A 24,064-nucleotide genomic window follows, 5' to 3' on the forward strand; every position below is an offset into this window, starting at 1 on the left:
GTTCCTTGCGAAATCTGCGAGGAACGGCCCGTTCATTGCACGGGTGAGCGTCAGCCCAGCGTGCCGCCGACCTTGACGTGCCCCTTGAGCAGGTTGCGCGCGATGGTCCGGCGCTGGATCTCGTCGGTGCCCTCGTAGATCCGCAGCAGCCGCAGTTCGCGATACCACCGCTCGACCGGCAGTTCCCGCGTGTAGCCCATTCCGCCGTGGATCTGCAGGACGCGGTCGACGATCTCGTTCGCCTTCACCCCGCCGTACAGCTTCGCCATCGACTGCGCGTGCCGCGAGTCCAGCTTCTGGTCGACCTGCCAGGCGGCGTGCAGCACCAGCCAGCGCAGCGCCTCGAGCTCGGTGCCGGAATCCGCGATCATCCACTGGATGGCCTGGCGCTCGGCGATCTTCTGTCCGAACGTCTCCCGCGTGTTGGCGTGCTCGATGGCCATCGAGATCAGCCGCTCGCAGGAGCCGATGGCGCGGGCGGGCAGCAGGTAGCGGCCCGCCCCGATCCACTGCATGGCCAGGTCGAACCCGTGGCCGAGCTCGCCGAGGATCTGCGTCTCCGGCACGCGGACGTCCTCGAAGACCAGCGCCGCCGGGCCCCATTCGCCCATGGTGTCGATGTATTCGGACTTCCAGCCCGCGTCACGGTCGACGAGGAAGCAGGTGACGCCGCCGTTCGCGCCCTTCTCCGGATCGGTGATCGCGAAGACCATCACGAAGTCGGCCTCGTTACCGCCGGTGATGAAGGTCTTCTCGCCGTTGATGACCCAGTCGGTGCCGTCCTTGCGGGCGGAGGTCCGGATGGCCTTGGCGTCCGAACCCGCACCGGGTTCGGTGATCGCGAAGCACGATTTGCGCTCGCCCGAGATCGTCGGGAGCAGGTAGCGCTCCTTCTGCTCGTCGTTGGCGTAGTACAGGATGTTGTCCGCGGCGCCACCGAAGCGGAACGGCACGAACGTGCGGCCGAGTTCGGCCTCCAGCAGCGCGGTCATCACCGCGGACAGGCCCATGCCGCCGTACTCCTCCGGCGTCTGCACACCCCAGAACCCGGACTCCTTGGCCTTCAGCTGCAGCTCGCGCAGCTCGTCGGCGGTCAGGCCGGGCTGACCGGCGCGTTCGCGGCGCAGCACCTCCTGCTCACGCGGCATGAGGTCGCGCTGGACGAACGTGCGGACCCAGTCGCGCACCTCGCGTTCCTCGACGCTCAGAGAGAAATCCATGGTCAGCCCGCTCCTGTTCGACAGTGACTAAGCGCTCGCTTAGTTCAGCGTACCGCTTCGGTTGTCGTTAGCCGAGGAGTTGTCATAAGTTTTCGCAACCTGTTCCCGTCTCGTCGAAGGGCACCCATGAGCACGGCAGCACCCGCGACGAAGCGGGATCGCACCCACTACCTGTACATAGCCGTCATCGTGGCGGTGGGGCTCGGCATCGCGGTCGGCATCCTGTTCCCGGCCCTCGGCAAGGAACTGAAGCCGCTCGGGACCGGGTTCGTGAACCTGATCAAGATGATGATCTCGCCGATCATCTTCTGCACGATCGCGCTCGGCGTCGGCTCGGTGGCGAAGGCCGCGAAGGTCGGCCGCGTCGGCGGGCTCGCGATCGGCTACTTCCTGATCATGTCGACGGTCGCGCTGGTCATCGGCCTGGTCGTGGGCAACCTCCTGCAGCCCGGCACCGGCCTGCACCTGACGCCCGAGATCGCCGAAAAGGGACAGGACCAGATCGCCAAGAGCGAGGGCACCGTCGAGTTCCTGCTCGGGATCATCCCGAAGACGCTGGTCTCGGCGTTCACCGAGGGCGAGGTGCTGCAGACGCTGCTGGTCGCGCTGCTCGCCGGGTTCGCGCTGCAGAAACTGGGCACCAAGGGCGAGCCGATCCGCCGCGGCATCGAGCACATCCAGCGGCTCGTGTTCCGGATCCTGGCGATGATCATGTGGGCGGCCCCGGTCGGCGCGTTCGGCGCGATCGCCGCCGTCGTCGGCGAGACCGGCTGGAAGGCACTGCAGAGCCTCGCGGTGATCATGCTCGGCTTCTACATCACCTGCGGGTTGTTCGTGTTCGTGGTGCTCGGGCTGATCATCGGCGTGTTCGCCAGGGTCAACATCTTCAAGCTGCTGAAATACCTCGGCCGCGAGTTCCTGCTGATCCTGTCGACGTCGTCGTCCGAATCGGCGCTGCCGCGGCTGATCGCGAAGATGGAGCACGCCGGCGTCTCCAAACCGGTCGTCGGCATCACCGTGCCGACCGGGTACTCGTTCAACCTCGACGGCACCGCGATCTACCTGACGATGGCGTCCATCTTCATCGCGGACGCGCTCGACAAACCGCTGACCATCGGCGAGCAGATCTCGTTGCTGGTGTTCATGATCATCGCGTCGAAGGGCGCGGCCGGGGTCACCGGCGCGGGGCTCGCGACGCTGGCGGGCGGGCTGTCGTCGCACCGGCCGGAGCTGGTCGACGGCGTCGGGTTCATCGTCGGCATCGACCGGTTCATGTCCGAGGCCCGCGCGCTGACGAACTTCGCGGGCAACGCCGTCGCGACCGTGCTGATCGGCACCTGGACCAACGAGATCGACCGGGAGCAGCTCGACCGTACGCTGAACGGCGAGTCACCGTTCGACGAAGCGACCCTGCTCGACGAAAACGCGAGTGAGGCGACCGCGGAATCGGGTAAGAAGGAGACGTGATCGAATGCGCGGTCCGCTGGTCGGAGCCCCTGCCCGCTGAACCCCGGTTCCTGGCCCTGCTCGACGAGCTGGAACAGGGCCGGTACGCGAACTACCGCCAGGACATCGACAAACGCCGGTTCCTGACCGGCCGGGTGCTGGCGAAGACCGTCGCCGCCGAGCGGCTCGGCCTGGCCGTCGAGGCCGTGAGCTTCGACGCGACCTGCGAAGACTGCGGCAAACCGCACGGGCGGCCCAAGGTCCCCGGCGCGCCCCTGATGCTGTCGATCTCGCATTCCGGCGACCTCATCGGCGTCGCGGCCACCGCGGGCACCCCGGTCGGCCTCGACGTCGAGACGGCCACCAGGCGGGCCGAGGACTCGCTCATGGAGTACGCGCTGACCCCGGCCGAGCTGGCCGCGATCTCCGGGCTCTCCGACGAGCGGCGCGCGACGGCGTTCTTCACCTACTGGACGCGCAAGGAAGCGGTCATGAAGGCCACCGGGAAGGGCCTCAAGATCCCGCTGCAGAGCATCACGTTCTCCGGCTACGACGAGCAGGCGAGGCTGGTCCGGTCGACCCACGAGGCCCTCGACCCGGACCGGACCCGGCTCGCGGACCTGAAGGCGACCGAGGGCTACCGGGCCGCCGTCGCGCTGATCACTTCGGACGACATCACGGTCACCGAAGACTTCGCACCCCTCTGACCTCCCGCGTTTCGTCCTCTGGATGCGGTACTTGCGTGTGCAAGGACCGCATCCAGAGGACGAAACGCGTCAGATCTCGAGGCCCATCGCGGCCAGCAGGGTGCGGAACTTCGCCGAGGTCTCGTCGAGTTCGGTCTTCGGGTCGGAGGCGGGCACGATGCCGCCGCCGGCGTACAACCGCATCGAGGTGTCGGCGATCTCCGCACACCGGATCCCGACGGCCCACTCGCCGTCCCCCGCCGCGTCGACCCAGCCGACGGCGCCCGCGTAGTACGCGCGGTCGAACGGCTCAAGCTCCTGGACCAGCGAGCGGGCGGCGTCGGTCGGCGTGCCGCAGATCGCGGGCGTGGGATGCAACGCGGCGGCGAGGTCCAGCGCGGTGACGTCCTCGTCGATCAGCTCGCCGGTGACCGTCGTCGACAGATGCCAGATCGCCGGCGTCGAGACCAGCTCGGGGCCGCGGACGTCGAGCGTGCGGCAGAACGGCCGCAGGATCTCGACGACGGACTCCACCACCACGGCGTGCTCGACGTGGTCCTTTTCGGACGCCAGCAACGCCTCACCGTTCGCCTTGTCGATCGCCGGGTCCGCCGACCGGGGCATCGACCCGGCATGCGGCCGGGACACGACGGTGCCGCCGGTGCGGGAGAGCAGGAGTTCGGGGGTGGCGCCGACCAGCGTGCGCCCACCGGGCAGCTGCGCGGCGTACGTGGTGTGCCGGGGGTTCCCGTTCGCCAGGTTCCGGACGACTTCGGCGACCGGGACGGCCTCGTCGAAGTCGAGATCGAGAGCGCGGGCCAGGACGACTTTGCGCAGGTCACGGTCGCTCAGTGCCGCGACGGCCGTGCGGACGGCGGCCAGATGGGCCTCCGGCTCGGGCACGGGTGTGACCTTGACCGGCCGCGGAAGCGAGGTGCGCGGCGGAACGGCCGCGTGGTCGGACGACGCGCGGTGGACCGCGCGCGGGAGCACCAGATGCCCCGGTGTCGACGTGGCGTCACTGGTGTCGAAGGGCAGCACGCCGACCGCGATCGAAGCACCCGAGTCGGTGAACAGCCCGGGGAGCGCCCCGGACAGCCGCGACGGCTCGGTGTCGGTCGCGGTGGCCACGGCCCCGCTCGCGAGGAGCGCGTGCCGTGCCGTGGCCAGGAGGAAGTCGCCCCGCTCGTAGCGGGCGGCCAGGTCTGCCGGGGTCGCCGGTGCGGTACTGGTCGTCACCCCACCAGCGTCCCAGGCTCCGGCTGAGACCAGGGGAAAGTGTTGCCCGGGCAACAGCCTCTCAGGCAACACCTTCCCCCGGACAGCCCGTGACCTGCGGAAGCGTTACTTCAGCGCCTCGAGAAGGGCCTCACGCTGCCGCTCGCCCAGGCCGGCGGCACGCCGGTCCGGGTCGATGCCGGCCTGCTCCAGCAGGGCGGCGACCTTGACCGCGCCCAGGCCGGGCACGGCCTTCAGCAGCTGCGTGACCTTCGTCTTGCCGATGGTCTTGTTCTCCTTGGCCTGCTTGAGCACCTTGTCGATGCTCTCCTTGCCGGACTTGATCGACGCAAGCAGCTCGGAGCGCGCTTTGCGAGCCTCAGCCGCCTTGGCGAGGGCATCGGCGCGCTGCTCCGGAGTCAACGTGGGCAGAGCCAACGTAGTAGTCCTTTCATCTCAGGTCTCCGCTTTCGCGGCCGACGGCCTTTAACCATGCTTGCGAGAGCAAGCGCTGGCCAGCCGTCTCTGTACCACGGCTCCAGTAAACGCCACCCGTTCCTCGGCCGTGAAACCGACACGCACTTATTACCCCTCGACCACGCCACGGGCAACCCGCCCCAGCCTGCGGAAACACGCCGTTCGAGCGGCGATTCACCGGCGTTCATCACCCTTATGAGCGATGTCACCACTTCGCACAGTCAGCCATTTTTCGTTTCATGGTAAGAAAAATACGAATTATTGATGATCTTGGCCCGAACCGGCGAACACCCGTTAGCGCGACACTGTGACCGAACGGTTGCCTGCGATGTTACTGACCGGTTCACCCCTCCCGGATTAGAGTCGGCGCAACCCCAGTTCACCGGAGAACGAGCACCACGGGAGTACGCGATGTTGAGCACGATGCAGGACGGGCAGCTGTCACTGGGCAGGCTGCTCCGCCACGGCACCACGGTGCACTCCGAGAGCGAAGTCATCACCTGGACCGGTTCAGAAGCCCGCCGCGAGACCTACCGCGAACTCGGCAAGCACGCCGCGAAGCTCGCGAACGCCCTCCGGAGCCTCGGCATCACCGGCGACCAGCGCGTCGGCACCTTCATGTGGAACAACGCCGAGCACATGGCCGCGTACCTGGCCATCCCGGCGATGGGCGCGGTGCTGCACACACTGAACATCCGGCTGTTCCCCGAGCAGCTCGTCTTCGTCGCCAACCACGCCGAAGACCAGGTCGTCATCGTCGACGGCACGCTCGTCCCGCTGCTGGCCAAGCAGCTGCCCGAGCTGAAGACCGTGCGTCACGTCATCGTGGCCAACGGCGACGCCTCCACCCTCCCGGCGCCCGACGGCGTCCAGGTGCACTCCTACGACGAACTGCTCGCCGGTCAGCCGGACACCTTCGACTGGCCCGAGGTGGACGAGCGGTCGGCCGCCGCGATGTGTTACACGTCGGGCACCACGGGTGACCCGAAGGGCGTCGCGTACTCCCACCGGTCGATCTGGCTGCACTCGATGCAGGTCACGATGTCCGACAGCATGCGGCTGGCCCAGCACGACAAGGCCCTCGCGATCGTCCCGATGTTCCACGCGATGGCGTGGGGCATGCCGTACGCGGCCTTGATGGTCGGCGCCTCGCTGCTCATGCCGGACCGCTTCCTCCAGCCGGCGCCGATCGCCCAGATGCTCGCCGCGGAGAAGCCGACCTTCGCCGGCGCCGTCCCGACCATCTGGCAGGGCCTGCTCTCCCACCTCGACGCGAACCCGCAGGACATCTCGCATCTGCGTGAGGTCGTCGTCGGCGGATCGGCGGCGCCGCCGTCGCTGATGCACGCCTTCGAAGACCGCTACAACGTGCCGATCCTGCACGCCTGGGGCATGACCGAGACGTCGCCGCTGGGCAGCGTCGCGCGTCCGCCCGCCTCCGCGACCGGAGAGAAGGCGTGGGACTACCGCTACACCCAAGGCCGCTTCCCGGCGTCCGTCAGCGCCAGGCTGATCGGCGACGACGGCGAGGAACTGCCGTGGGACAACGAAAGCGTCGGCGAGCTCGAAGTGCAGGGCCCGTGGATCGCGGCGTCGTACTACGGCGGCAAGACCGGTGACGAGCCCGACCCGGAGAAGTTCCACGACGGCTGGCTGCGCACCGGCGACGTCGGCAAGATCAGCCCCGACGGCTACCTGACGCTCACCGACCGCGCGAAGGACGTCATCAAGTCCGGCGGCGAATGGATCTCGTCGGTCGACCTGGAGAACCAGGTGATGGCGCATCCCGCGGTGGCCGAGGCGGCCGTGGTCGGCATCCCCGACGAGAAGTGGGACGAGCGCCCGCTGGTCGCCGTGGTGCTCAAGGAGGGCCAGAGCGTCACGGCCGAAGAGCTGCGCGATTTCCTGTCCGACAAGGTCGCCAAGTGGCAGCTTCCGGAGAATTGGACCTTTGTGGACGAAGTCCCGAAGACCAGTGTCGGCAAGTTCGACAAGAAGCGGCTGCGGGCGTTCCACTCCGAAGGCAAACTCGACGTCAGTCAGCTCTAACGGGTTAATCTCCCGCGCGCCTGCGCTTCAGTGAAGGCCATCTTGAGGGACTCTGGTCCCTGGAGATGGCCTTCACGGCGTTCGGCGAAGGGTTTTGTTGGTGCGTAAGACAAACAGGCGGGCGTTCCTGGCACTGGCGGGGACGACGGTGCTCTCCGCCTGCGGGGCCAACACCGTCCAAACAGGAAACCCGCCACCCTCGACCGCCTACTCCGCCGGGGTGACCAGGCCGAAACCGAAACCGGTGGATCTCACGCAGTGGTACCACCCGTATCCCGAGGCGGGCGTCCAAGAAGCCGTCACGCGCTACGCGGCGGCGTATCAGAAGTCCAAGGTCGCGGTGCAGTGGAATCCCGACGACTACGAAACGAAACTCGATGCCGCACTGCGGGCGGGCCCGGTCCCGGATGTCTTCGAAGGCCAGGTCACCGTCGAGCGCGTCCGGCAGAACCTCCTCGTCCCGCTCGACGACGTCATCGGGCCCGTGCGCGGGGATTTCAATCCTTCAGTGCTCGCGGCACAGACAGTCGACGGCAAGACTTACGGCATTCCTCAAGCGCTGGACACCCAAGTCCTCTTCTACCGCAAGAGTTTCCTGCAGGAGGCCGGGGTCCAGCCGCCCCAGACGCTGGACGAACTCGTCGATGCCGCGAAGAAGCTGTCCAAAGACGGCGTCAAAGGCCTGTTCGCCGGCAACGACGCGGGCGCCGCGGCGCTCGCCGGACCGCTACTGTGGTCGGCCGGGCTCGACTACGTCAAGGACGGGAAATCCGTCGGCTTCGACGATCCGCGCACCGCCACGGCGTTCGCGAAACTCCACGAGCTCAACGGTTCGCTGCTGCTGGGCGCCGCGACGGACTGGCCGGATCCGCTCCCGTTCATCGACGGGCTCACCGCGATGCAGTGGACCTGGCTGTGGAATCTGCCGAAGATCCAGGACACCCTGAAAGACGACTTCGGTGTCCTGGCCTTCCCGCGGCTCGACGCGGCGGGCGCGCCTTCCGTGCCGGTCAGCGGACTGAGCGCGATGGTGCACGCCAAGAGCCTGAACCCCAACGCCGCCAAGGATTTCGTCAAATGGCTGTGGCTGGAGCGCGTCGACTTCCAGCAGGAGTTCGCCACCAAGTTCGGTTTCCATCTGCCCGCGCGACTGAGCGTGCTCGACAAGGTCACCGCGGCGGGCGACGCCGCGAAGCTGGTCAAGGAGAACGGGCGCGCCGCCGGTCCACTGTGGACACCGGCGGCGAACACCGCGCTCGTCGACGCACTGGGCCGGATCGCCCGCGACGGCGCCGACCCGGCCACCGAAACGAAGGCCGCCGTCGAGGCCGTCAAAGCCGAACTGGGTCGCCTTTCCGCCTGAACGACCGCACGTAAGCGACGATCAGCACGATCGACAGGATCACCGCGCCACCGTCGGTGACCAGCGAAGGCAGCACGCCCGGCCAGCCGTGTTCGGCGATCGCCGCCCGGTGCACTTCGAACGGCACGACGAACACGCCGAAGGCTTGGGCGACGTTGAACGCGAGCACCGGCCAGAACAGCCAACGCCACCCGAACCACACCAGCAGGCCCAAGGCGTTGCCGACGATGAAGACGTTCCCCACCAGCCGCAACGCGCTCAGGTACGCGGGCGCGTCGGCGGTGTCGGCCCTCTTGAGCCGCATACTCGCCTCGATCAGATCCAGATCGATGATCACGTAGTTCTGCAGCGTCGTCCCGAGCACGAAGACGATCGAGCAGAGCACCGTGACCAGGCGGATCTTCGGTGTCCAGAGCATCACTTCCCCCGATCTCTATCAGCGATAGAGATAAATCTATCACTGATAGAGTCCGCCGGGTGGCACGCAAAGGCTCACTCGACCTCGCCAAGATCACCGAGGCGGCCGTCGAACTGCTCGACGACGCCGGCCTCGCGGAGCTGACGACCCGGCGGCTGGCGGCGAAGCTCGGCGTCAGCTCACCGACGCTGTACTGGCATGTGAAGGACAAGGCCGAGCTGCTGGATCTCGTCGCCGAGGCGATCTGCGCCGACGCCTTCGAGATCGATGGATCGCTGCCGTGGCGCGATCAGCTCGCGAGCGGGCTCCGCCAGTTCCGCGCCCTGCTGCTGCGTCACCGGGACTCGGCCGCACTGCTGCGCGCGCGGCCGCCGACCGGGCCGCACCGGCTAGGCCATATCGAGACGACCGCGCGGATCCTGCTGGAGGCGGGTTTCTCCGAAGAGGACACCGCCGGGATTTCGCGCCTGCTCACGGCGCACGTACTCGCGTCGGTCGAGACGCTCCCCGTGCGGAAGCCGGACGAAGGGTTCCTCGCGCGGCTTGAGGCCTATCCGCATGTGGGCAGGCTGGGGCCGGCTTTCGCGCGGCAGAGCGGCGAAGAGCTGTTCGAGCTGGGTGTCGAGGTGATCCTCGACGGGCTCGCGGCGCGACTCTAGGTGGTCGTGAGTGGCGTTTCGGGCTAGAACCCGAAACGCCACTCACGACCCACTGGACCGACGCCTCAAGGAAGCTCGGCTCTAGTCGCCGGACACACCCCAGATCGCCAACTCGACGGCGACGTCGTTCTCGTACAGCAACGCGCAGTTCGCGCTCCACCGAGGCCGCCGCTCGTACGGCAGCCGACCGGCCTTGTCGAGCTCGTCGAAGTCCGCCACGGACGGCTCCTCCGTGCCGAACGCGGCGACAAGCTCGGCGTCGGTCAGAGGCCGGATCGTGCCGAAGTCGTCCTCGCCCGTGGCGCTGATGAACTCGTGGACGTCGAGTACGGAATGGGTCCCGGACTCCTGGACGCTCTCCACCTCGTACAGCTCGTCGATCGAGTCCGGGCGGCCGAGTTCGTCCTCTTCCCAGAGGTAGTCGCCCTCCTCGAAGACGCGTGCCTTCATCGCGTCCAGCGCCGCTTCCGGGTCGCCGTCGAACCGGCCGCGGACGGACCAAGCCGAAGCACCCACCGGGCCACCTCCTCGCTCGTCGAGCGGCCAGCGTAACCAGCCCGCTTGGCTACTTGCGTATTCGGCCGAACGTGACAAATTTTCGCATTACCCTTTTCTGGCGTTCACCCCACGGCTAACGTCTTCCGGCATCGTCCTTCCGCGACACCCACCCGCGACGACTGGGGGCACCGCCATGTCCGTCATCTCCAGGCGCACCTTCACCGCGGCGGGCGCCGCCGGCGTCGGCCTGCTGCTGTGCGCACCGACCGCCAACGCGCTCGACCGCGCGCTGGCGCGCACCGCGTCCCGCGCGGTCCGCACCGCGGGCACCACACTGGAAGCCGCGGCGGCCCCGCGGGCCGGCGGTCCCGGCTACACGCGGCTGACCGCGGGCCCCGGCTGGCCACTCGTGGTCCGCGGCGATCTCGCCGCGCCGAAGTCCGGCCGCGACGACCGGCGCCGCGCGATGGCGTCCTTCGCGCAGTTCACCGACTTGCACTTCACCGACGCCGAAAGCCCCGCGCGGTTCGAGTACCTGCACCCGTTCGTCGGCTCGGCGCACCGGCCGCAGGAGACCCTCGGCCCGGTCGCGACGACGGCGCTGGTGGAGCGGGTGAACAGCCTGAAGACCGGCCCGTTCACCGGGCGGGCGATCGACTTCATGGTCACCACCGGCGACAACACCGACAACCACGAGCTGATCGAGCTCGAATGGTTCCTCAAGGTGCTCAACGGCGGCACGGTGCACCCGACCTCGGGCGACCCGAACGTGCACGAAGGCGTCCAGACGTCCGGGTCTTCGCACTACTGGAACCCCGGCAAGCCACTGGACGACGCGTACACGAAGAAGGGCTTCCCGCAGGTGCCCGGCCTCCTCGGCGCGGCGTCGAACACCTTCACCTCGCCCGGTCTCGACGTCCCGTGGTTCTGCACCTTCGGCAACCACGACGACAGCATCGTCGGCACCGTGCCGGATCTGCCGGGGATGGACGCCTGGTACACCGGCCGCTTCAAGGTGATCGGCAAGGACGAGACGACGTCGCGGAAGCTCGCCAAGGCGATCGGCTCCGGCTCGGGCGTGCCGATCACGGAACTGTTCGGCGGCTCCGGCACGATCCGCGAGATCACCCCGGACGAGCGACGGCGGCCGTTCAGCACCGCGGAATTCGTCCAGCACCACCTCGACTCCACCAACACCGGTCCCGGCCCGGTGGGCCACGGGTTCAGCGGGAACAACGCCGACGGGCGGAACGTGTACTACACCTTCCGCATCGCGCCGGGGATCACCGGCATCAGCCTCGACACCACGACGATGGCCGGGCTGGCCGACGGATCGATCGGGCTCGGGCAGTTCACCTGGGTGGAGAACACGCTCAAGCGCAACAGCTCGACGTACTACGACTTCTTCGGGCGCAAGGTCACGCAGAACGTGACGGACGAGCTGTTCATCCTGTTCAGCCACCACACCAGCGACACCATGGGCAACGTGCTGCCGGACGCGCGGCATCCGCTGGAGCTCAGGCTCAACGGCGACACGTTCGTCTCGCTGCTGCACCGGTTCCCGAACGTGCTGGCGTGGGTCAACGGGCACACGCACCGCAACAAGATCACCCCGCACGCCGGCAAGACCGCGAAGCAGGGCTTCTGGGAGATCAACACCGCCTCGCATATCGACTTCCCGCAGCACGCGCGGATCATCGAGGTCGCCGACAACGCCGACGGCACGTTGTCGCTGTTCACGACGCTGATCGAGGCGGAAGCGCCGTACGAGGCGTCGTACTCGGACACCTCGACGCAAGCGCTTGCGTCGCTGTACCGGGAGTTCTCGTACAACGACATCCACGCCTCACTGGGCGCGGTCGGCACCGCTCAAGACCAGAACACGGAGCTCCTGCTGCCCCACCCGCTCGCCTGACGCCCCCCGCGTTTCGTCCTCTGAATGCGGTAGTTGCACGCGCAAGGATCGCATTCAGAGGACGAAATGCGGGCGAGGGCTGGTCGCGAAAGTGACACAGACCCAGGCCGTCTTGTAGGCAACTGTTTACATACCTCGCGCGACCGGCGAAAATCCCTTCCCTACTGGGTGGAATCGAGGGATGGAGCCGGGATGCGCAGACGAGGGCTGGTCACGCTGCTGACGATCGCGACGATGACCGCGGTGACGGCACAGACGGCGGAAGCGGGTCCCGGCCGTCCGGACGACGAGTCGATCGACTACCACGAATGGTCCGGTCACGCCGGTTTCCGCGACGGCAGGCTCGAAGGGCTCGGCCTCGACCACGGCGCCCTGCGCATCGACCGCCCGATCGGCACGATCGAGCACACCGAACCCGTGCTCGGCACCACGAAGACCTACGAATACGGCCAGTGGACGTCGCGGAGCCACACGCAGGGCTTCGACGCCTCCCAGCTGGTCGCTTCGTGGAACGCGAAGACGCCGGCCAAGACCTGGATCAAGGTGGAGGCGAAGGGCCGCACCGCGTCGGGCGCCGAGACCTCCTGGTACGTCATGGGCCGCTGGGCCAGCGGGGACGCCGACATCAAACGCACCAGCGTCGACGGGCAGAGCGACGCCAACGCCGCGGTCGACGTCGACACGCTGGTCATGAAGGCGGGCGTCGCGCTCCGCTCGTACCAGCTGCGGGTCAGCCTGTACCGCGAGGCCGGTTCCCGCGCCACACCGTCGGTGACGTCGGTCGGCGCGATGACGTCGCTGGTCCCGGACCGCTTCGAGGTCCAGGCGACCAAGCCGGGCCGCGCCACCGGGATCGAACTCAAGGTGCCCGCCTACGCGCAGAACCTCCACAAAGGACAGTTCCCGGAGTACGGCGGTGGCGGCGAGAACTGGTGCAGCCCGACGTCCACCGAAATGGTCGCCGAGTACTGGGGCAAACGGCCCAAGCCCGAAGACATGAAGTGGATCCCGGAGGGTTACGTCGATCCGACCGTCGCGTACGCCGCCCGCTACACGTTCGACTACGCCTACGACGGAACCGGCAACTGGCCGTTCAACACCGCGTACGCCGCATCACTCGGACTGCGTGGGCACATCACCCGTTTGCACTCCTTGAACGAACTCGAGAAGTACATCGTGCGCGGTATCCCGGTGATCACGTCGCAGTCGTTCAAGGCCGAGGAACTCGACGGCGCGGGCTACGGCACCGCCGGGCACATCATGGTCGTCGTCGGCTTCACCAAGGACGGTGACGTGATCGCGAACGACCCGGCCGCGAGCAGCAACGACCGGGTCCGGAACGTCTACAAACGACACCAGTTCGAAACCATCTGGCAGCGCACCAAGCGGTACAACACGAATGGCGGCGTTTCCAGTGGTCCCGGCGGCATCGCTTACATCATCACGCCGGGGCACTGAACCGATACCGCACCCGAGCGGATGTCGCGATCCGGGCCTGTCGCATGGCAGGCTACAGAGTCGACTACTCGGAGGTGGGCATGCCGTACGAGGTCCAGGGCGTCGTTTCCCGCGCCAAGGGTGAGCCGGTCTCGCTGGAGCCCGTGACGGTGCCCGATCCGGGGCCCGGCGAGGCCGTCGTCTCGGTCAAGGCGTGCGGCGTCTGCCATACCGACCTGCACTACCGCGAGGGCGGGATCAACGACGAATTCCCGTTCCTGCTCGGCCACGAGGCCGCGGGGTTCGTGGAGGCCGTCGGCGACGGCGTGACCGACCTCGAACCCGGCGACTACGTGATCCTGAACTGGCGCGCGGTCTGCGGCACCTGCCGCGCCTGCCGCCGGGGCAGGCCCTGGTACTGCTTCTCCACGTTCAACGCCGCCCAGCCGATGACGCTGGCCGACGGCACCGCCCTGTCGCCCGCACTCGGCGTCGGGGCGTTCCTCGAAAAGACGCTCGTCCACAGTGGACAGTGCACGAAGGTCGACCCCGCCGCCGAGCCCGCCGTCGCCGGACTGCTCGGCTGCGGGGTGATGGCAGGCCTCGGCGCCGCGTTGAACACCGGTGCGGTGAGCCGCGGCGATTCCGTCGCGGTCATCGGCTGCGGCGGTGTCGGTGACGCCGCGATCGCGGGGGCGAACCTGGCGGGCGCGAAGACCATCGTCGCCGTCGACACGGACGACCGGAAACTGGCGTGGGCCAAGGATTTCGGCGCCACGCACACGCTGAACAGCAAGGGACTGAGCGAAGACCAGGTCGTCGAGGCGATCCGGGAGTTCACCGATTCGTTCGGCGCGGACGTCGTGATCGACGCGGTCGGCAGGCCCGAAACGTGGCGGCAGGCGTTCTACGGGCGCGATCTGGCGGGCACGGTGGTGCTCGTCGGCGTCCCGACCCCGGACATGCGGCTGGATCTGCCGCTGATCGACTTCTTCTCGCGCGGTGGCTCGCTCAAATCGTCGTGGTACGGCGATTGCCTGCCCTCACGCGATTTCCCGATGCTGATCGACCTCTACCTCCAGGGCAGGCTCCCGCTCGACAAGTTCGTCACCGAGCGGATCGCCCTCGACGGCGTCGAGCAGGCCTTCGGGCGCATGCACGACGGAGACGTCCTCCGCAGCGTGGTGACGTGGTGAAACTCTTCACCGACGCCGATTTCCCGGCCGATCCGTATCCGGGAGCGCGGCCGGGGCATTCGTTCGTCCACTTCGACGGTGCCGGGCACAGTCTCGACACCGCGCCGGAGGGCTGGCGCGAACGCCAGGCCGTGCTCGCCTACGGCTCCAACGCGTGCCCGTCCAAGATCACCTGGCTGCGGGAGAACATGGGGCTGGAGGGCCCGGTCGTCGTCTGCCACGCGCGCTGCACCGACCTCGCCGCGGTCTGGGCGTCCGGCCTGCGGTTCCGTGACGGGCAGCGCCCCGCGACGCTGGCCGCCGCGCCGGGCGTCGTCGAGGAGCACGCCGTGTGGTTCGCGACGCCCGAACAGCTGGCCGTGCTCGACAAATGCGAGGGCAACGGCATGCGCTACAACCTGGTGCGGCTGACCGCCCCGGCCATCACGCTCGACGACGGAACCGTGCTCGACGACGTGGTGGCGTACGTCGGCGCCGCGGACATCCGCCTGCCGATCCTGGTGGACGGCAGGCATATCCGCGTCGCCGACCTCGAACAGCGCCGGGCCGCCGCGCTGGACGGGATCCCCGCCGAAACGCACGGTCTGGACTGCACGCTGGTCGAGGCCGGGACGCTGATCAGACGAGTTTCCCGGGATTGAGGATCCCGCTCGGATCGACGGCCTTCTTCGCCGCACGCAACACTTCGACGCCGATCTCGCCGATCTCCGCCGCCAGATACCGCGCGTGGTCGGCGCCGACGGCGTGGTGATGCGAGATCGTGCCGATGCCGGTGATCGCCTCCGAAGCGGCCGCCTTCGCCCGCTGCCATTGGGCGATCGGGTCGGCCTCGTCGCGTGGCGTCAGCACGGTGAAGTACAGCGACGCGCCCGTTTCGTAGGCGTGCGAGACGTGGCACATGATGATGGCGTTGCCGAGGGTCGCGGTGAGCGCGGCGCGGACGGCGTCCCGCAGGTCGCTCAGTTCCGCCCAGTACGCGGCGGTTTCCAGAGTTTCGACGCAGACACCGTTGTCCATCAAGGCATCCCGCTGCCGAGGTCCGGAGAACCGGCCGCGTCGCCAGGATTCGCCGAGCGCGGCCCCGATCCGGACGGCGCCGAACTCCTTCAGCACACCGGTGGTCTCCTGCCGTCGCCGGGCGACCTCGCGTTTCGACGCGCCTTCCCAGCCGACGATCAGCAGGCACGGCGCGTGCACTCCCCGTGCCTTGAGATACCGGCGCAGCGCCTTGGTCTTCACACTGTCGTTGAGCGCGAGCGAAACCTCGCTCTCGTCCACATCGGACAGTCGCGTGACGTCCGCGAGCACGTGCCGCTGGGCGAGTTCGCGGACCGCGTCGGTGCCCTTCTCCCAGCCATCGAGGACGAAACCCTCGTAGCGGCGGACTTCCGGCACCGGACGGACGCGGAGGGCGACCTCGGTGATCACGCCGAGCGCGCCTTCGCTGCCGACGGCGAGCTGCCGCAGGTCCGGTCCCGCGGCCGAAGCCGGCGCGACGCCGAGTTTCCATTCCCCGCGCGGGGTCGCGAGCCGGACGCCCTTGACCATGTCCTCGAACCGGCCGTAGCCCGACGAGGCCTGCCCGGCGGACCGGGTCGCGGCGAATCCGCCGATGGTGGCGCGTTCGTAGGACTGCGGCACGTGCCCGAGGGTGAAACCGTGCGCGGCGAGCAGCCGGTCGGCCTCCGGGCCGGTGACCCCCGCCTGCAGGACCGCGATCCGGGAAACGGGATCGACCGAGACCAGTTCGTCGAGCCGGGTGAGGTCGAGCGCGATCACCGAGGTCTTGTCACCGCGCAGTGCGGCGACCCCGCCGACCACCGACGTCCCGCCGCCGAACGGGACGACGCCGACGTCGTGCCGTGCGCAGATTTCCAGTACCGACTGGACTTCGGCGGGATTCTCCGGCAGGACGACGGCGTCCGGCACCGGAAAATCACCGAACCCCCGGCGCCGTATCAAGTCCAGATAGGACAGACCACTGGCCCGGGCGAGCCGTTCCCCCGGCGCCGTCAGGACGCGCTCGGCGCCGACGAGTTCTTCGAGGTCTCGCTTGGGCCGCTCGTCCAGCACCGGTTCGGGAACGGACAGCGCCGAATCGGGCGCGAAGGGCGCCGCGGAGCCCAACGGCCCGATACGCTGGACGAGCCACCTCAGGGCCTTGGCCGGAAGGTGGGCGGCGTCACCGGCCTCGGGCGTCCAGGATCGTCTTAACCGGTGGTCAATAAGCTCGGTCACGACTACAGTGTTACATATGGACGTAAAACGTCACTCACCTGCGGAAACAGGCGTCTCGGCGCTGGCGGACACCCGATCCCGCCAGGCCTCGACACGTGTGTCCGACGACGTTCTGCTCGACGCCGCGAAGAAGTGCGTGCTCGCCGTCGGCGTGCGGCGGACCACCCTCGCCGAGATCGCCCGGACCGCCAAGGTCAGCCGGATGACCGTCTACCGCCGGTTCCCGGATGTGCGCAGTGTGCTCGCGACCCTCATGACCCGCGAGTTCGGCGGCCTGCTGCAGGGCGCCGCGGAACCCGAGATCGAGCCCGCCCACTTCCGCGAGAAGCTCGTCCAGAGCTCTTCGGCCGCCGTCGCCGCGCTGTCGGGCGATCCGCTGTTCCGCACCTTGCTGGACCTCGATTCGGAACTGGTCCTGCCCTACATCGTCGAGCGGTTCGGGAAGACCCAGCGCTTCGCCGAAGGCGTGATCCTGCACCTGCTGAAGTCGGGCCACGAGGACGGCTCGATCCGCAAGGGTGATCTGGCCGCTCAGGCTCGCACCCTGCTGCTGCTCATCCAGTCGTTCGCGTTCTCGTACCGTCCCGCCATCGCGGACGTGGACGAGAAGGCGCTGATGACGGAGTTCGCCCAGGTGCTCGACGCGGCGCTGCGCCCGTGACGCCGGGCTCGCTCAACGCTCTGCGGCGCGACCGGGAACTCACGGCGCTGGCCGGCGGCGAGAGGGTCGACCTGGTGGTGGTCGGCGGCGGTGTCACCGGCACCGGGATCGCGCTGGACGCGGCCGCGCGCGGGCTTTCGGTCGCCCTGATCGAGGCGTACGACCTGGCGTACGGGACGTCGCGCTGGTCGAGCAAGCTCGTCCACGGCGGGCTCCGGTATCTCGCCAAGGGCGATCTGGCGCTGGCGCACGAAAGCGCCGTCGAACGCGGAATCCTGATGACCCGCACCGCCCCGCATCTCACCAGGGCGATCCCGCAGCTGTTCCCCATGTACCGCAAGACCTCACGCGGTCAACAGGCCTTCATCATGACCGGTCTCCTGGCCGGTGACGGCCTTCGCCGCGCGGCCGGCACCCCGGCGTCGGTACTGCCCCGGCCGAGGTCGATCCCGGCCGCGGAGGCGCTGGCGCTCGCACCCGGCCTTTCCCCGCAAGGCCTGCGCGGGGCACTGCTGGCCTACGACGGCGCGCTGACCGACGACGCGCGCCTGGTGGTGAGCCTCGCCCGCACGGCCGCGGCACGCGGCGCGAAGATCCTGACGAGGGTCGAGGTGCTCCGGCTCGACGCGGAATCGGTGCTGGCGCGGGACAGGCTCACCGGGCAGGAGATCGAGATCCACGCCCGGCAGGTGATCAACGCGACGGGTGTCTGGGCGGGCGAACTGGCGGAGTCGGTCCGGCTGCGGCCGTCGCGCGGCTCGCACCTCATCCTGGCCTCGGGGGCGGCGCGGATCGGCGCGACGTCGGTCAACGTGCCCGTCCCCGGCGAGAACAACCGCTTCGTCTTCCTGCTGCCGCAACCGGACGGCCGCGTGTTCGTCGGGGTCACCGACGAACCGACCGACGGGCCGGTGCCGCGGGTGCCGACCGTGCCGGAGTCCGATGTGGACTTCCTGCTCGAAGTGGCGTCGACGGCGTTCACCCGCCCGCTGACCCGCGCCGACGTCGCGGGCTCGTTCGCCGGCCTGCGGCCGCTGGTCGAAGGCGGTGGCGGGCGCAGCGCGGATCTTTCCCGCAAGCACGCGGTGGTGACCGGAGCCGACAGCGTGCTCACCGTCGTCGGCGGCAAGCTGACGACGTACCGGAAGATGGCCGAAGACGCCGTCGATGCCGCGCTGAAGCGGTCCGGGCTCCTCGCCGGACCGTCGACGACGTCCCGGCTCCCGTTGCTCGGCGCGACACCGCGCGACCGTCTGTCCACTGTGGACGCGCCACCTCGGCTCGTCACGAAGTACGGCACCGAGGCCCCACGGGTCTCGGCACTCGGCGAGGTCGACCCGGAACTGGGGCTCCCCCTGTTCGACGGGACCGACATCAGCGCGGCGGAGGTCGTCTGGGCCGTACGGCACGAGGGCGCCCTCGACGTCGAGGACGTCCTGGACCGCCGCACCCGGCTCGGCCTGGTCGCCCCCGACGCCACCGCCGCCCGCGCCCGCGTCCAGGAACTTGTCGACAAATCGCTCGCCGGCCTCGTCTGACCCCTCACCGCATTTAGTCCTCTAAATGCGGTGAGTCATGCCCTCAGCTTGACGAGTCGTTGGGTTTTTGCAACAGTATGTTCCATGAGCCCGGTAAGACGCGGCAAAGAGCTGCCGATCTACAACCGGCTTCCCGTGCTCCGGGCCGAGCGTGGACTGAGCAGGGCCGCCCTCGCGACGGCCGTCGAGGTCAATCCGCAGACCATCGGCGCGCTCGAACGGGGAGACCACTACCCGAGCCTGGACCTGGCGTTCCGCATCTGCGCGGTGTTCGACCTCCCGGTCGAAGCCGTGTTCAGCCGCGAACCGTTCACGCCGCTGTCCACTCAGGTCTACCGGGAGGGGGGAACATGAGCGAGGAACGAGGCCGTCTCGCGGCGTACTGGGAACGTCAGCAGGAACGATGGGAGGAGCTGGAACGCAAACGCGCCCTCCGGCTTCCGTCGTGGCGCACGAGGAAACGGCGGCGGACGCTGAGTGTGCTGGTGGTGACGGGCGATCTGATCCTGATCGCCGGTGCCGCCTTGTTCCACACCGGCCACACCCCCGCCTTCCTGGTGTGCTGGTTCGGCGGCTGCTTCATCGCGGGCGGGGCGCACTATCTGCTGCGGATCCTGACCGGCAAGATGAGCAACGGGTTCTCCAGCCGTCTCGACGAACGCGAGCGGGAATGGCGTCATCGTGTCACTTTCGTCAGCTATCAGGTGCTGGTCGCGCTGATGCTGATCGCGGTGTTCTACGGCCTGATCGTCGCCGGTACCGAAGACGGTGGCGCGCGCGGCGCGATGATGGCCTGCGCGCTGCTGGTCACCGGGACCACGCTCTCCGGCGTCATCCTGGGCTGGTCGCTGCCGGACGACGACCCCGAAGACTTCGAAGGGGTGAGCCCGGCATGACCACCACCCGGACGCGAGCGGATCGCCGCCGGCTCGCCGTCGCCGCCGTGATCGGCCATCTGGTCGTGATCGCCGGTGCCGCACTGCTGCGCGAGCCGACCTTGTGGTTCGCGGTGGGCCTGATGGGACCGGGGCTGTGTCTCTGCGTCGGCACGGCGACGGTGCTGCGCAAGGCCGTCGGCAGGCCGGGCTCCGCGGCGAAGGATCTCGACGAACGCGAACTGCTGCTGCGAAACCGCGCGCACTACGCTGCGTTCCAGGGGATCTGCGTGCTCATGCTGGTGGATCTCGGGTACGGGCTTTACGCGGCGGGGCAACCGGATTCCGGTTCGCTGCTGGCCGCGATGACAGCGGCGTTGTTCGTCTTCGGGACGTCGCTACCGGCGCTGTGGCTCGCGTGGCGGCTGCCGGACGACGACCCCGAAGACTTCGAGGGGGTGGCTCCGGCATGACCGGGGACAAGAAGCGGCACAAGATGTCCATCGGCGTGGTCGCCGTCGTGCTGGTGGCGGGTGGGGTCCTCGCCGGCGCGGGGAGGGCGGTCCTGGTCTACCGGGCCACCTCGGTGGTGAGCAACGTCAAGCTGGACGGGCTGATCGAACGGAACCGCACGGTTTCCGGCGTCCATCGGGGATTCGCGGCGCTGGTGCGGTATTTCGAAGAGGGGAAGTGGAAATGAGCGAGGGGAAGCTGGAGATCGACAAGGTCTCCAAACGCTACGGCGCCAAGGTGGCGCTGGACGAGGTGAGCTTCGAGGTCCAGCCCGGTGAGCTGTTCGGCTTCGTCGGCAGCAACGGCGCGGGCAAGACCACCACGATGCGGATCGTGCTCGGGGTGCTGGCGGCCGACTCCGGCCAGGTGCGTTTCGGCGGCGCCCCGATCACCCACGAGACCCGCACGCATATCGGGTACATGCCGGAGGAACGCGGGCTGTACCCGAAGATGAAGGTGCTGGAGCAGCTGGTCTATCTCGCCGAGCTGCACGGGATGTCGGCCAACGACGCCCACCGCAGCGCCGAGAACTGGATCGCCCGGCTCGGGCTGACCGAACGGCGCAAGGACGAGGTCCAGAAGCTGAGCCTCGGCAACCAGCAGCGCGTGCAGCTCGCCGCCGCGCTGGTGCACGATCCGAAGGTCCTCGTGCTGGACGAGCCGTTCTCCGGCCTCGACCCGCTGGCCGTGGACGTGATGAGCGGGGTGTTGCGGGAGAAGGCCGCGACCGGGGTGCCGGTGGTGTTCTCCAGTCACCAGCTGGATCTGGTCGAGCGGCTGTGCGACCGCGTCGGCATCATCCGAAGTGGACGGATGGTCGCCTCCGGCACCGTCGGGGAGCTGACCGCCGGCGCGGGCAACGGGCTCGTCGTCACCGCGCCCGGCGCCGTTCCCGGCTGGGCTTCGGCCGTCCCCGGGGTCCGGACGATCGAGCAGAACGGTCCGACGACGATCCTCGAACTCGAGACGGGTGCCGACGATCAGGCCGTGCTCGCCGCGGCGCTGGCCACCGGGCCGGTCACCGAATTCACCAAACGCAGGCGTTCGCTGACCGAGCTCTTCCGCGACGCCGTCGCCGAAAAGCCTGCGGCACAGGGAGTTTCCGCATGAACACCGTTTCCTCATGGCGCGCGGTCCGGCTCATCGCCACACGCGAGCTGAACACCCGGCTGCGCACCAGGTCCTTCGTGGTCGGCACCGCCGTCCTGCTGGTCATGCTGATGGGCTACGTCCTGCTGCAGTCGACGCTGATCAGCAACGAGGACAAGAGCAAGGTCGGCCTCACCGGCCAGACCGCCGGGATCGCGCAGCAGCTCAAGACCGCGGGCGAGGCGATCGGCGAGAAGATCGAGACCGTCACCGTCGCCGATCCGGCGCAGGGCCGCTCGCAGGTCGAGAACGGTGATCTCGACGCGTTGCTGTCCGGCAACGCCACCGAGCTGAAGGTGCTCGTCAAGTCCGAATTGGACACCAAACTGCGTGCGCTGTTGAATGGCGTTTCCCAGCAGGAGGTGTTGAACGGTATCCTTTCCGAAGCCCAGGAATCCCCTGAGCAGGTGATGCGCACGGTCCACCAGACGCAGGTCGAGGTCGACTCGATCAAACCGCCGGACCCCGAGAAATCGCAGCGGATGGTCATCGGGCTGATCGTGGCGGTGCTGCTGTACATGAGCATCGTGACCTACGGGACGCTGGTCGCGCAGGGTGTGGTCGAAGAGAAGTCCAGCCGGGTGGTGGAGATCCTGCTCTCCACGGTGCGGCCGTGGCATCTGTTGCTGGGCAAGGTGATCGGGCTCGGCCTGGTCGGGCTGACGCAACTGGTGATCATCGGTGGTGCCGGGTTCATCGTCGCTTCGGCGACCGACGTGCTGACGCTGTCCGGTGTCGCGACGAGCGCCCTGCTGTGGGGTGTCGTGTGGTACCTGCTCGGGTTCCTGCTGTACGCCACCGTCTACGGCGCCATGGGTTCGCTGGTCTCCCGGCAGGAGGACACGCAGTCGGTGATCGGGCCGGTCAACATCGTGCTGATCCTCGGCTTCGTCGTCGGGTTCAACCTGCTGGCCCAGGCGCCGGAAGGCACGGCCACCAAGGTGCTTTCCCTGGTGCCGCTGCTTTCCCCGGTGCTGATGCCCGCGCGGATCGCGGCGGGCACCGTCGAGGTGTGGGAGATCGTGGCGTCGCTGGGCCTGACCGTGGGCGCCATCGCCCTGTTCACCTGGCTGGGCGCGCGCATCTACCAGAACAGCGTCCTGCGGGTCGGCAGCCGGATCAAGCTTTCGGAAGCCCTGCGCGGCTAACCTTTGATGGCGCCGTAACGCTCCAAGGCGACCTGGCGTTCGTGCGCGTGGTCGACCATCGGTGCCGGGTAGTCCTCGACGTTCTCCGGTTTGTGCACGGCCTTGCCCTGCACGGACCGGAGTTCGGGGACGTAGCGCCGGACGTAGTCACCGGCGGGGTCGAACTTCTCCCCCTGCGTCGTCGGGTTGAAGATCCGGAAATACGGCGCGGCGTCGGTGCCGCTGCCCGCGACCCACTGCCAGTTCAGCTGGTTCGACGCGAGATCGCCGTCGACCAGATGCTTCATGAAGTGCCGCGCGCCGAGCCACCACGGCAGATGCAGATCCTTGACCAGGAAGCTCGCCACGATCATCCGGACGCGGTTGTGCATCCAGCCCTCGGCGAGCAGCTGACGCATCCCGGCGTCGACGATCGGGAACCCGGTTCGCCCCTCGCACCACCGCTGGAAGGCTTCGTCGTCGCTCTCGTGTTCCATGGCGTCGAACCGGGAATCGTAGTTCTTCCGCGCGGTTTCGGGGCGGTGCCACAGGACGTCGGCGTGGAACTCGCGCCAGGCGAACTCGCCGCGCAGCGCCTTGGCGCCGGAGCCCTCGTTCCCGGCGAGGTCGGCCAGCAGGGTGCGCGGGTGGACGCAACCCCAGCGCAGATACGGTGAAAGCCTTGTCGTACCGGGACGATCGGGACGGTCGCGATCCCCGTCGTAGGTTTCGAGGCCGTCGTCCAGGAACTCGCGCCAGCGCTCCAGCGCCGCCTGCTCGCCGGGCTCGGGCAGCTCCATTCCTTTGAGCGACGGGGATTTCGGAAGCTTGACCGATCGTGGCGGCTCCACCCAGTCCACAATGGACTTCCCGGTGTCGGCGGGGCGCGGCCAGCCGTGCCGCACCCACGCACGGTAGAACGGGGTGAAGACGCGGTACGGGTCACCATCGGGTTTGGTGATGCGGCCCGGCGTGATCGCGTACGGCGAACCCGTCTCGACCCAGGCGATGTCGTGCTCCGCCAACGCCTTCTCGACCTCGTCGTCGCGGCGGCGGCCGTACGGGCCGGTGTCGGTGCTGACGTGCACGGCCGCGGCGCCGACCTCGCGCGCGGCCTTGACGACCTCCTTGACCGGGTCGCCCTTGACCAGCATCAGCCGTCCGCCGAGCTGGTCGTCCAGCGCCTTCAGGCAGCCGTGCAGGAACGCGACGCGCGGGGCGCCGGAGGGTTTGAGGAGCGCATCGTCGAGGACGTACAGCGCGAGGACGTGCTTGCTGTGCTTCGAGGCCTCCAGCAGGGCGGCGTGGTCGCCGAGGCGGAGGTCGCGGCGGAACCACAGGACTACCGGGGCTTCTCTGGTCACTCCGGAAACCCTAAGGC

At 68.5% G+C, this 24,064-nt stretch carries 24 protein-coding genes; 17 read left to right on the forward strand and 7 right to left on the reverse strand.

The window, feature by feature from the left end; translation table 11 throughout:
• Nucleotides 1–50: 50 nt before the first annotated feature.
• Nucleotides 51–1,220, reverse strand: a complete 1,170-nt coding sequence (locus AB8M46_RS06910) for an acyl-CoA dehydrogenase family protein (protein ID WP_037347957.1) — start codon at nucleotides 1,218–1,220, stop codon at nucleotides 51–53.
• Nucleotides 1,221–1,346: 126 nt separating this feature from the next.
• Here AB8M46_RS06910 and AB8M46_RS06915 point away from each other — a divergent pair, with 126 nt between their 5' ends.
• Complete coding sequence (locus AB8M46_RS06915; protein WP_378424681.1) at nucleotides 1,347–2,687, forward strand: cation:dicarboxylate symporter family transporter; 1,341 nt, start codon at nucleotides 1,347–1,349, stop codon at nucleotides 2,685–2,687.
• Entirely contained in the window at nucleotides 2,684–3,373 is a 690-nt protein-coding gene (locus AB8M46_RS06920) for a 4'-phosphopantetheinyl transferase family protein (RefSeq protein WP_394359860.1), read from the forward strand. Before AB8M46_RS06915 ends, AB8M46_RS06920 begins: the two co-directional genes overlap by 4 nt.
• 69 nt (nucleotides 3,374–3,442) lie before the next feature.
• Here the strand turns inward: AB8M46_RS06920 and AB8M46_RS06925 are convergent, their stop codons facing one another.
• Nucleotides 3,443–4,591: an isochorismate synthase gene (locus tag AB8M46_RS06925; RefSeq protein ID WP_394359861.1), complete on the reverse strand. Its 1,149-nt coding sequence runs from the start codon at nucleotides 4,589–4,591 to the stop codon at nucleotides 3,443–3,445.
• Between the two features lie 105 nt (nucleotides 4,592–4,696).
• Nucleotides 4,697–5,008, reverse strand: coding sequence for an integration host factor, actinobacterial type (mihF, locus tag AB8M46_RS06930; RefSeq protein ID WP_005155963.1), 312 nt, complete (start codon nucleotides 5,006–5,008; stop codon nucleotides 4,697–4,699).
• 450 nt (nucleotides 5,009–5,458) lie between these two features.
• On the opposite strand from mihF, the gene AB8M46_RS06935 reads away from it, so the two are divergent.
• Together AB8M46_RS06935 and AB8M46_RS06940 are read left to right on the forward strand one after the other, a co-directional pair.
• Nucleotides 5,459–7,096 carry a long-chain fatty acid--CoA ligase gene (locus tag AB8M46_RS06935; protein WP_394359862.1) on the forward strand — a complete coding sequence of 546 codons (1,638 nt, stop codon included), beginning with the start codon at nucleotides 5,459–5,461 and terminating at the stop codon, nucleotides 7,094–7,096.
• 100 nt (nucleotides 7,097–7,196) lie between these two features.
• Nucleotides 7,197–8,459: an ABC transporter substrate-binding protein gene (locus AB8M46_RS06940; protein ID WP_394359863.1), complete on the forward strand. Its 1,263-nt coding sequence runs from the start codon at nucleotides 7,197–7,199 to the stop codon at nucleotides 8,457–8,459.
• On the opposite strand, the gene AB8M46_RS06945 is transcribed toward AB8M46_RS06940, so the two are convergent.
• Complete coding sequence (locus AB8M46_RS06945; RefSeq protein WP_394359864.1) at nucleotides 8,428–8,877, reverse strand: hypothetical protein; 450 nt, start codon at nucleotides 8,875–8,877, stop codon at nucleotides 8,428–8,430. The genes AB8M46_RS06940 and AB8M46_RS06945 overlap by 32 nt on opposite strands.
• A gap of 59 nt (nucleotides 8,878–8,936) precedes the next feature.
• Here AB8M46_RS06945 and AB8M46_RS06950 point away from each other — a divergent pair, with 59 nt between their 5' ends.
• Nucleotides 8,937–9,536 (forward strand): TetR/AcrR family transcriptional regulator C-terminal domain-containing protein, encoded by a 600-nt coding sequence (locus AB8M46_RS06950; protein ID WP_394359865.1) that lies wholly within the window; start codon nucleotides 8,937–8,939, stop codon nucleotides 9,534–9,536.
• An 81-nt stretch (nucleotides 9,537–9,617) separates the two neighbouring features.
• Here the strand turns inward: AB8M46_RS06950 and AB8M46_RS06955 are convergent, their stop codons facing one another.
• The gene (locus AB8M46_RS06955; protein WP_016337460.1) at nucleotides 9,618–10,052 is read right to left on the reverse strand and encodes a hypothetical protein; all 435 of its coding nucleotides are present in this window, start codon (nucleotides 10,050–10,052) and stop codon (nucleotides 9,618–9,620) included.
• Nucleotides 10,053–10,227: 175 nt separating this feature from the next.
• Between AB8M46_RS06955 and AB8M46_RS06960 the strand changes: the two genes are divergently transcribed.
• The 4 genes from AB8M46_RS06960 (at nucleotide 10,228) to AB8M46_RS06975 (ending at nucleotide 15,223) form a co-directional block, all read left to right on the forward strand.
• Nucleotides 10,228–11,949 (forward strand): TIGR03767 family metallophosphoesterase, encoded by a 1,722-nt coding sequence (locus AB8M46_RS06960; protein WP_394359866.1) that lies wholly within the window; start codon nucleotides 10,228–10,230, stop codon nucleotides 11,947–11,949.
• 192 nt (nucleotides 11,950–12,141) lie between these two features.
• Nucleotides 12,142–13,407, forward strand: coding sequence for a C39 family peptidase (locus tag AB8M46_RS06965; RefSeq protein ID WP_394359867.1), 1,266 nt, complete (start codon nucleotides 12,142–12,144; stop codon nucleotides 13,405–13,407).
• Between the two features lie 80 nt (nucleotides 13,408–13,487).
• Nucleotides 13,488–14,582, forward strand: coding sequence for an S-(hydroxymethyl)mycothiol dehydrogenase (locus AB8M46_RS06970; RefSeq protein WP_394360857.1), 1,095 nt, complete (start codon nucleotides 13,488–13,490; stop codon nucleotides 14,580–14,582).
• Nucleotides 14,576–15,223, forward strand: coding sequence for a gamma-glutamylcyclotransferase family protein (locus AB8M46_RS06975; RefSeq protein ID WP_038507994.1), 648 nt, complete (start codon nucleotides 14,576–14,578; stop codon nucleotides 15,221–15,223). The genes AB8M46_RS06970 and AB8M46_RS06975 overlap by 7 nt, the downstream gene beginning before the upstream one ends.
• On the opposite strand, the gene AB8M46_RS06980 is transcribed toward AB8M46_RS06975, so the two are convergent.
• A complete protein-coding gene (locus AB8M46_RS06980; RefSeq protein ID WP_394359868.1) occupies nucleotides 15,201–16,820 on the reverse strand; it encodes an FAD-binding oxidoreductase in 1,620 nt (539 codons plus the stop codon). The two genes, AB8M46_RS06975 and AB8M46_RS06980, sit on opposite strands and share 23 nt — an antisense overlap.
• A gap of 97 nt (nucleotides 16,821–16,917) precedes the next feature.
• Between AB8M46_RS06980 and AB8M46_RS06985 the strand changes: the two genes are divergently transcribed.
• From AB8M46_RS06985 to AB8M46_RS07020, 8 genes are all read left to right on the forward strand, one after another.
• On the forward strand, nucleotides 16,918–17,481 hold the full coding sequence (locus AB8M46_RS06985) for a TetR/AcrR family transcriptional regulator (RefSeq protein ID WP_394360858.1): 564 nt from the start codon (nucleotides 16,918–16,920) through the stop codon (nucleotides 17,479–17,481).
• Nucleotides 17,478–19,019 carry a glycerol-3-phosphate dehydrogenase/oxidase gene (locus AB8M46_RS06990; protein WP_394359869.1) on the forward strand — a complete coding sequence of 514 codons (1,542 nt, stop codon included), beginning with the start codon at nucleotides 17,478–17,480 and terminating at the stop codon, nucleotides 19,017–19,019. Before AB8M46_RS06985 ends, AB8M46_RS06990 begins: the two co-directional genes overlap by 4 nt.
• Nucleotides 19,020–19,103: 84 nt before the next feature.
• Nucleotides 19,104–19,373 carry a helix-turn-helix transcriptional regulator gene (locus AB8M46_RS06995; protein WP_005155992.1) on the forward strand — a complete coding sequence of 90 codons (270 nt, stop codon included), beginning with the start codon at nucleotides 19,104–19,106 and terminating at the stop codon, nucleotides 19,371–19,373.
• Complete coding sequence (locus AB8M46_RS07000; protein ID WP_037347975.1) at nucleotides 19,370–19,915, forward strand: hypothetical protein; 546 nt, start codon at nucleotides 19,370–19,372, stop codon at nucleotides 19,913–19,915. The genes AB8M46_RS06995 and AB8M46_RS07000 overlap by 4 nt, the downstream gene beginning before the upstream one ends.
• On the forward strand, nucleotides 19,912–20,367 hold the full coding sequence (locus tag AB8M46_RS07005; protein ID WP_037347977.1) for a hypothetical protein: 456 nt from the start codon (nucleotides 19,912–19,914) through the stop codon (nucleotides 20,365–20,367). Before AB8M46_RS07000 ends, AB8M46_RS07005 begins: the two co-directional genes overlap by 4 nt.
• Nucleotides 20,364–20,594 (forward strand): hypothetical protein, encoded by a 231-nt coding sequence (locus AB8M46_RS07010; protein ID WP_125733394.1) that lies wholly within the window; start codon nucleotides 20,364–20,366, stop codon nucleotides 20,592–20,594. The genes AB8M46_RS07005 and AB8M46_RS07010 overlap by 4 nt, the downstream gene beginning before the upstream one ends.
• Complete coding sequence (locus AB8M46_RS07015) at nucleotides 20,591–21,517, forward strand: ABC transporter ATP-binding protein (protein WP_125733393.1); 927 nt, start codon at nucleotides 20,591–20,593, stop codon at nucleotides 21,515–21,517. Before AB8M46_RS07010 ends, AB8M46_RS07015 begins: the two co-directional genes overlap by 4 nt.
• On the forward strand, nucleotides 21,514–22,704 hold the full coding sequence (locus AB8M46_RS07020; protein WP_037347982.1) for an ABC transporter permease: 1,191 nt from the start codon (nucleotides 21,514–21,516) through the stop codon (nucleotides 22,702–22,704). Before AB8M46_RS07015 ends, AB8M46_RS07020 begins: the two co-directional genes overlap by 4 nt.
• Here the strand turns inward: AB8M46_RS07020 and AB8M46_RS07025 are convergent.
• Nucleotides 22,701–24,047 (reverse strand): cryptochrome/photolyase family protein, encoded by a 1,347-nt coding sequence (locus AB8M46_RS07025; protein WP_394359870.1) that lies wholly within the window; start codon nucleotides 24,045–24,047, stop codon nucleotides 22,701–22,703. The genes AB8M46_RS07020 and AB8M46_RS07025 overlap by 4 nt on opposite strands.
• Nucleotides 24,048–24,064: the final 17 nt, after the last annotated feature.

The organism is Amycolatopsis sp. SB7-3, assembly GCF_041021335.1.
In the GTDB taxonomy this organism is placed as follows: Bacteria; Actinomycetota; Actinomycetes; order Mycobacteriales; family Pseudonocardiaceae; genus Amycolatopsis; species Amycolatopsis japonica.

Coding starts and splice junctions, on each gene's coding strand:
- AB8M46_RS06910 (WP_037347957.1), bottom strand. CDS start 1,220: ATGGATTTCTCTCTGAGCGTCGAGGAACGCGAGGTGCGCGACTGGGTC.
- AB8M46_RS06915 (WP_378424681.1), top strand. CDS start 1,347: ATGAGCACGGCAGCACCCGCGACGAAGCGGGATCGCACCCACTACCTG.
- AB8M46_RS06935 (WP_394359862.1), top strand. CDS start 5,459: ATGTTGAGCACGATGCAGGACGGGCAGCTGTCACTGGGCAGGCTGCTC.
- AB8M46_RS06945 (WP_394359864.1), bottom strand. CDS start 8,877: ATGCTCTGGACACCGAAGATCCGCCTGGTCACGGTGCTCTGCTCGATC.
- AB8M46_RS06960 (WP_394359866.1), top strand. CDS start 10,228: ATGTCCGTCATCTCCAGGCGCACCTTCACCGCGGCGGGCGCCGCCGGC.
- AB8M46_RS06965 (WP_394359867.1), top strand. CDS start 12,142: ATGCGCAGACGAGGGCTGGTCACGCTGCTGACGATCGCGACGATGACC.
- AB8M46_RS06970 (WP_394360857.1), top strand. CDS start 13,488: ATGCCGTACGAGGTCCAGGGCGTCGTTTCCCGCGCCAAGGGTGAGCCG.
- AB8M46_RS06995 (WP_005155992.1), top strand. CDS start 19,104: ATGAGCCCGGTAAGACGCGGCAAAGAGCTGCCGATCTACAACCGGCTT.
- AB8M46_RS07000 (WP_037347975.1), top strand. CDS start 19,370: ATGAGCGAGGAACGAGGCCGTCTCGCGGCGTACTGGGAACGTCAGCAG.
- AB8M46_RS07005 (WP_037347977.1), top strand. CDS start 19,912: ATGACCACCACCCGGACGCGAGCGGATCGCCGCCGGCTCGCCGTCGCC.
- AB8M46_RS07010 (WP_125733394.1), top strand. CDS start 20,364: ATGACCGGGGACAAGAAGCGGCACAAGATGTCCATCGGCGTGGTCGCC.
- AB8M46_RS07015 (WP_125733393.1), top strand. CDS start 20,591: ATGAGCGAGGGGAAGCTGGAGATCGACAAGGTCTCCAAACGCTACGGC.
- AB8M46_RS07020 (WP_037347982.1), top strand. CDS start 21,514: ATGAACACCGTTTCCTCATGGCGCGCGGTCCGGCTCATCGCCACACGC.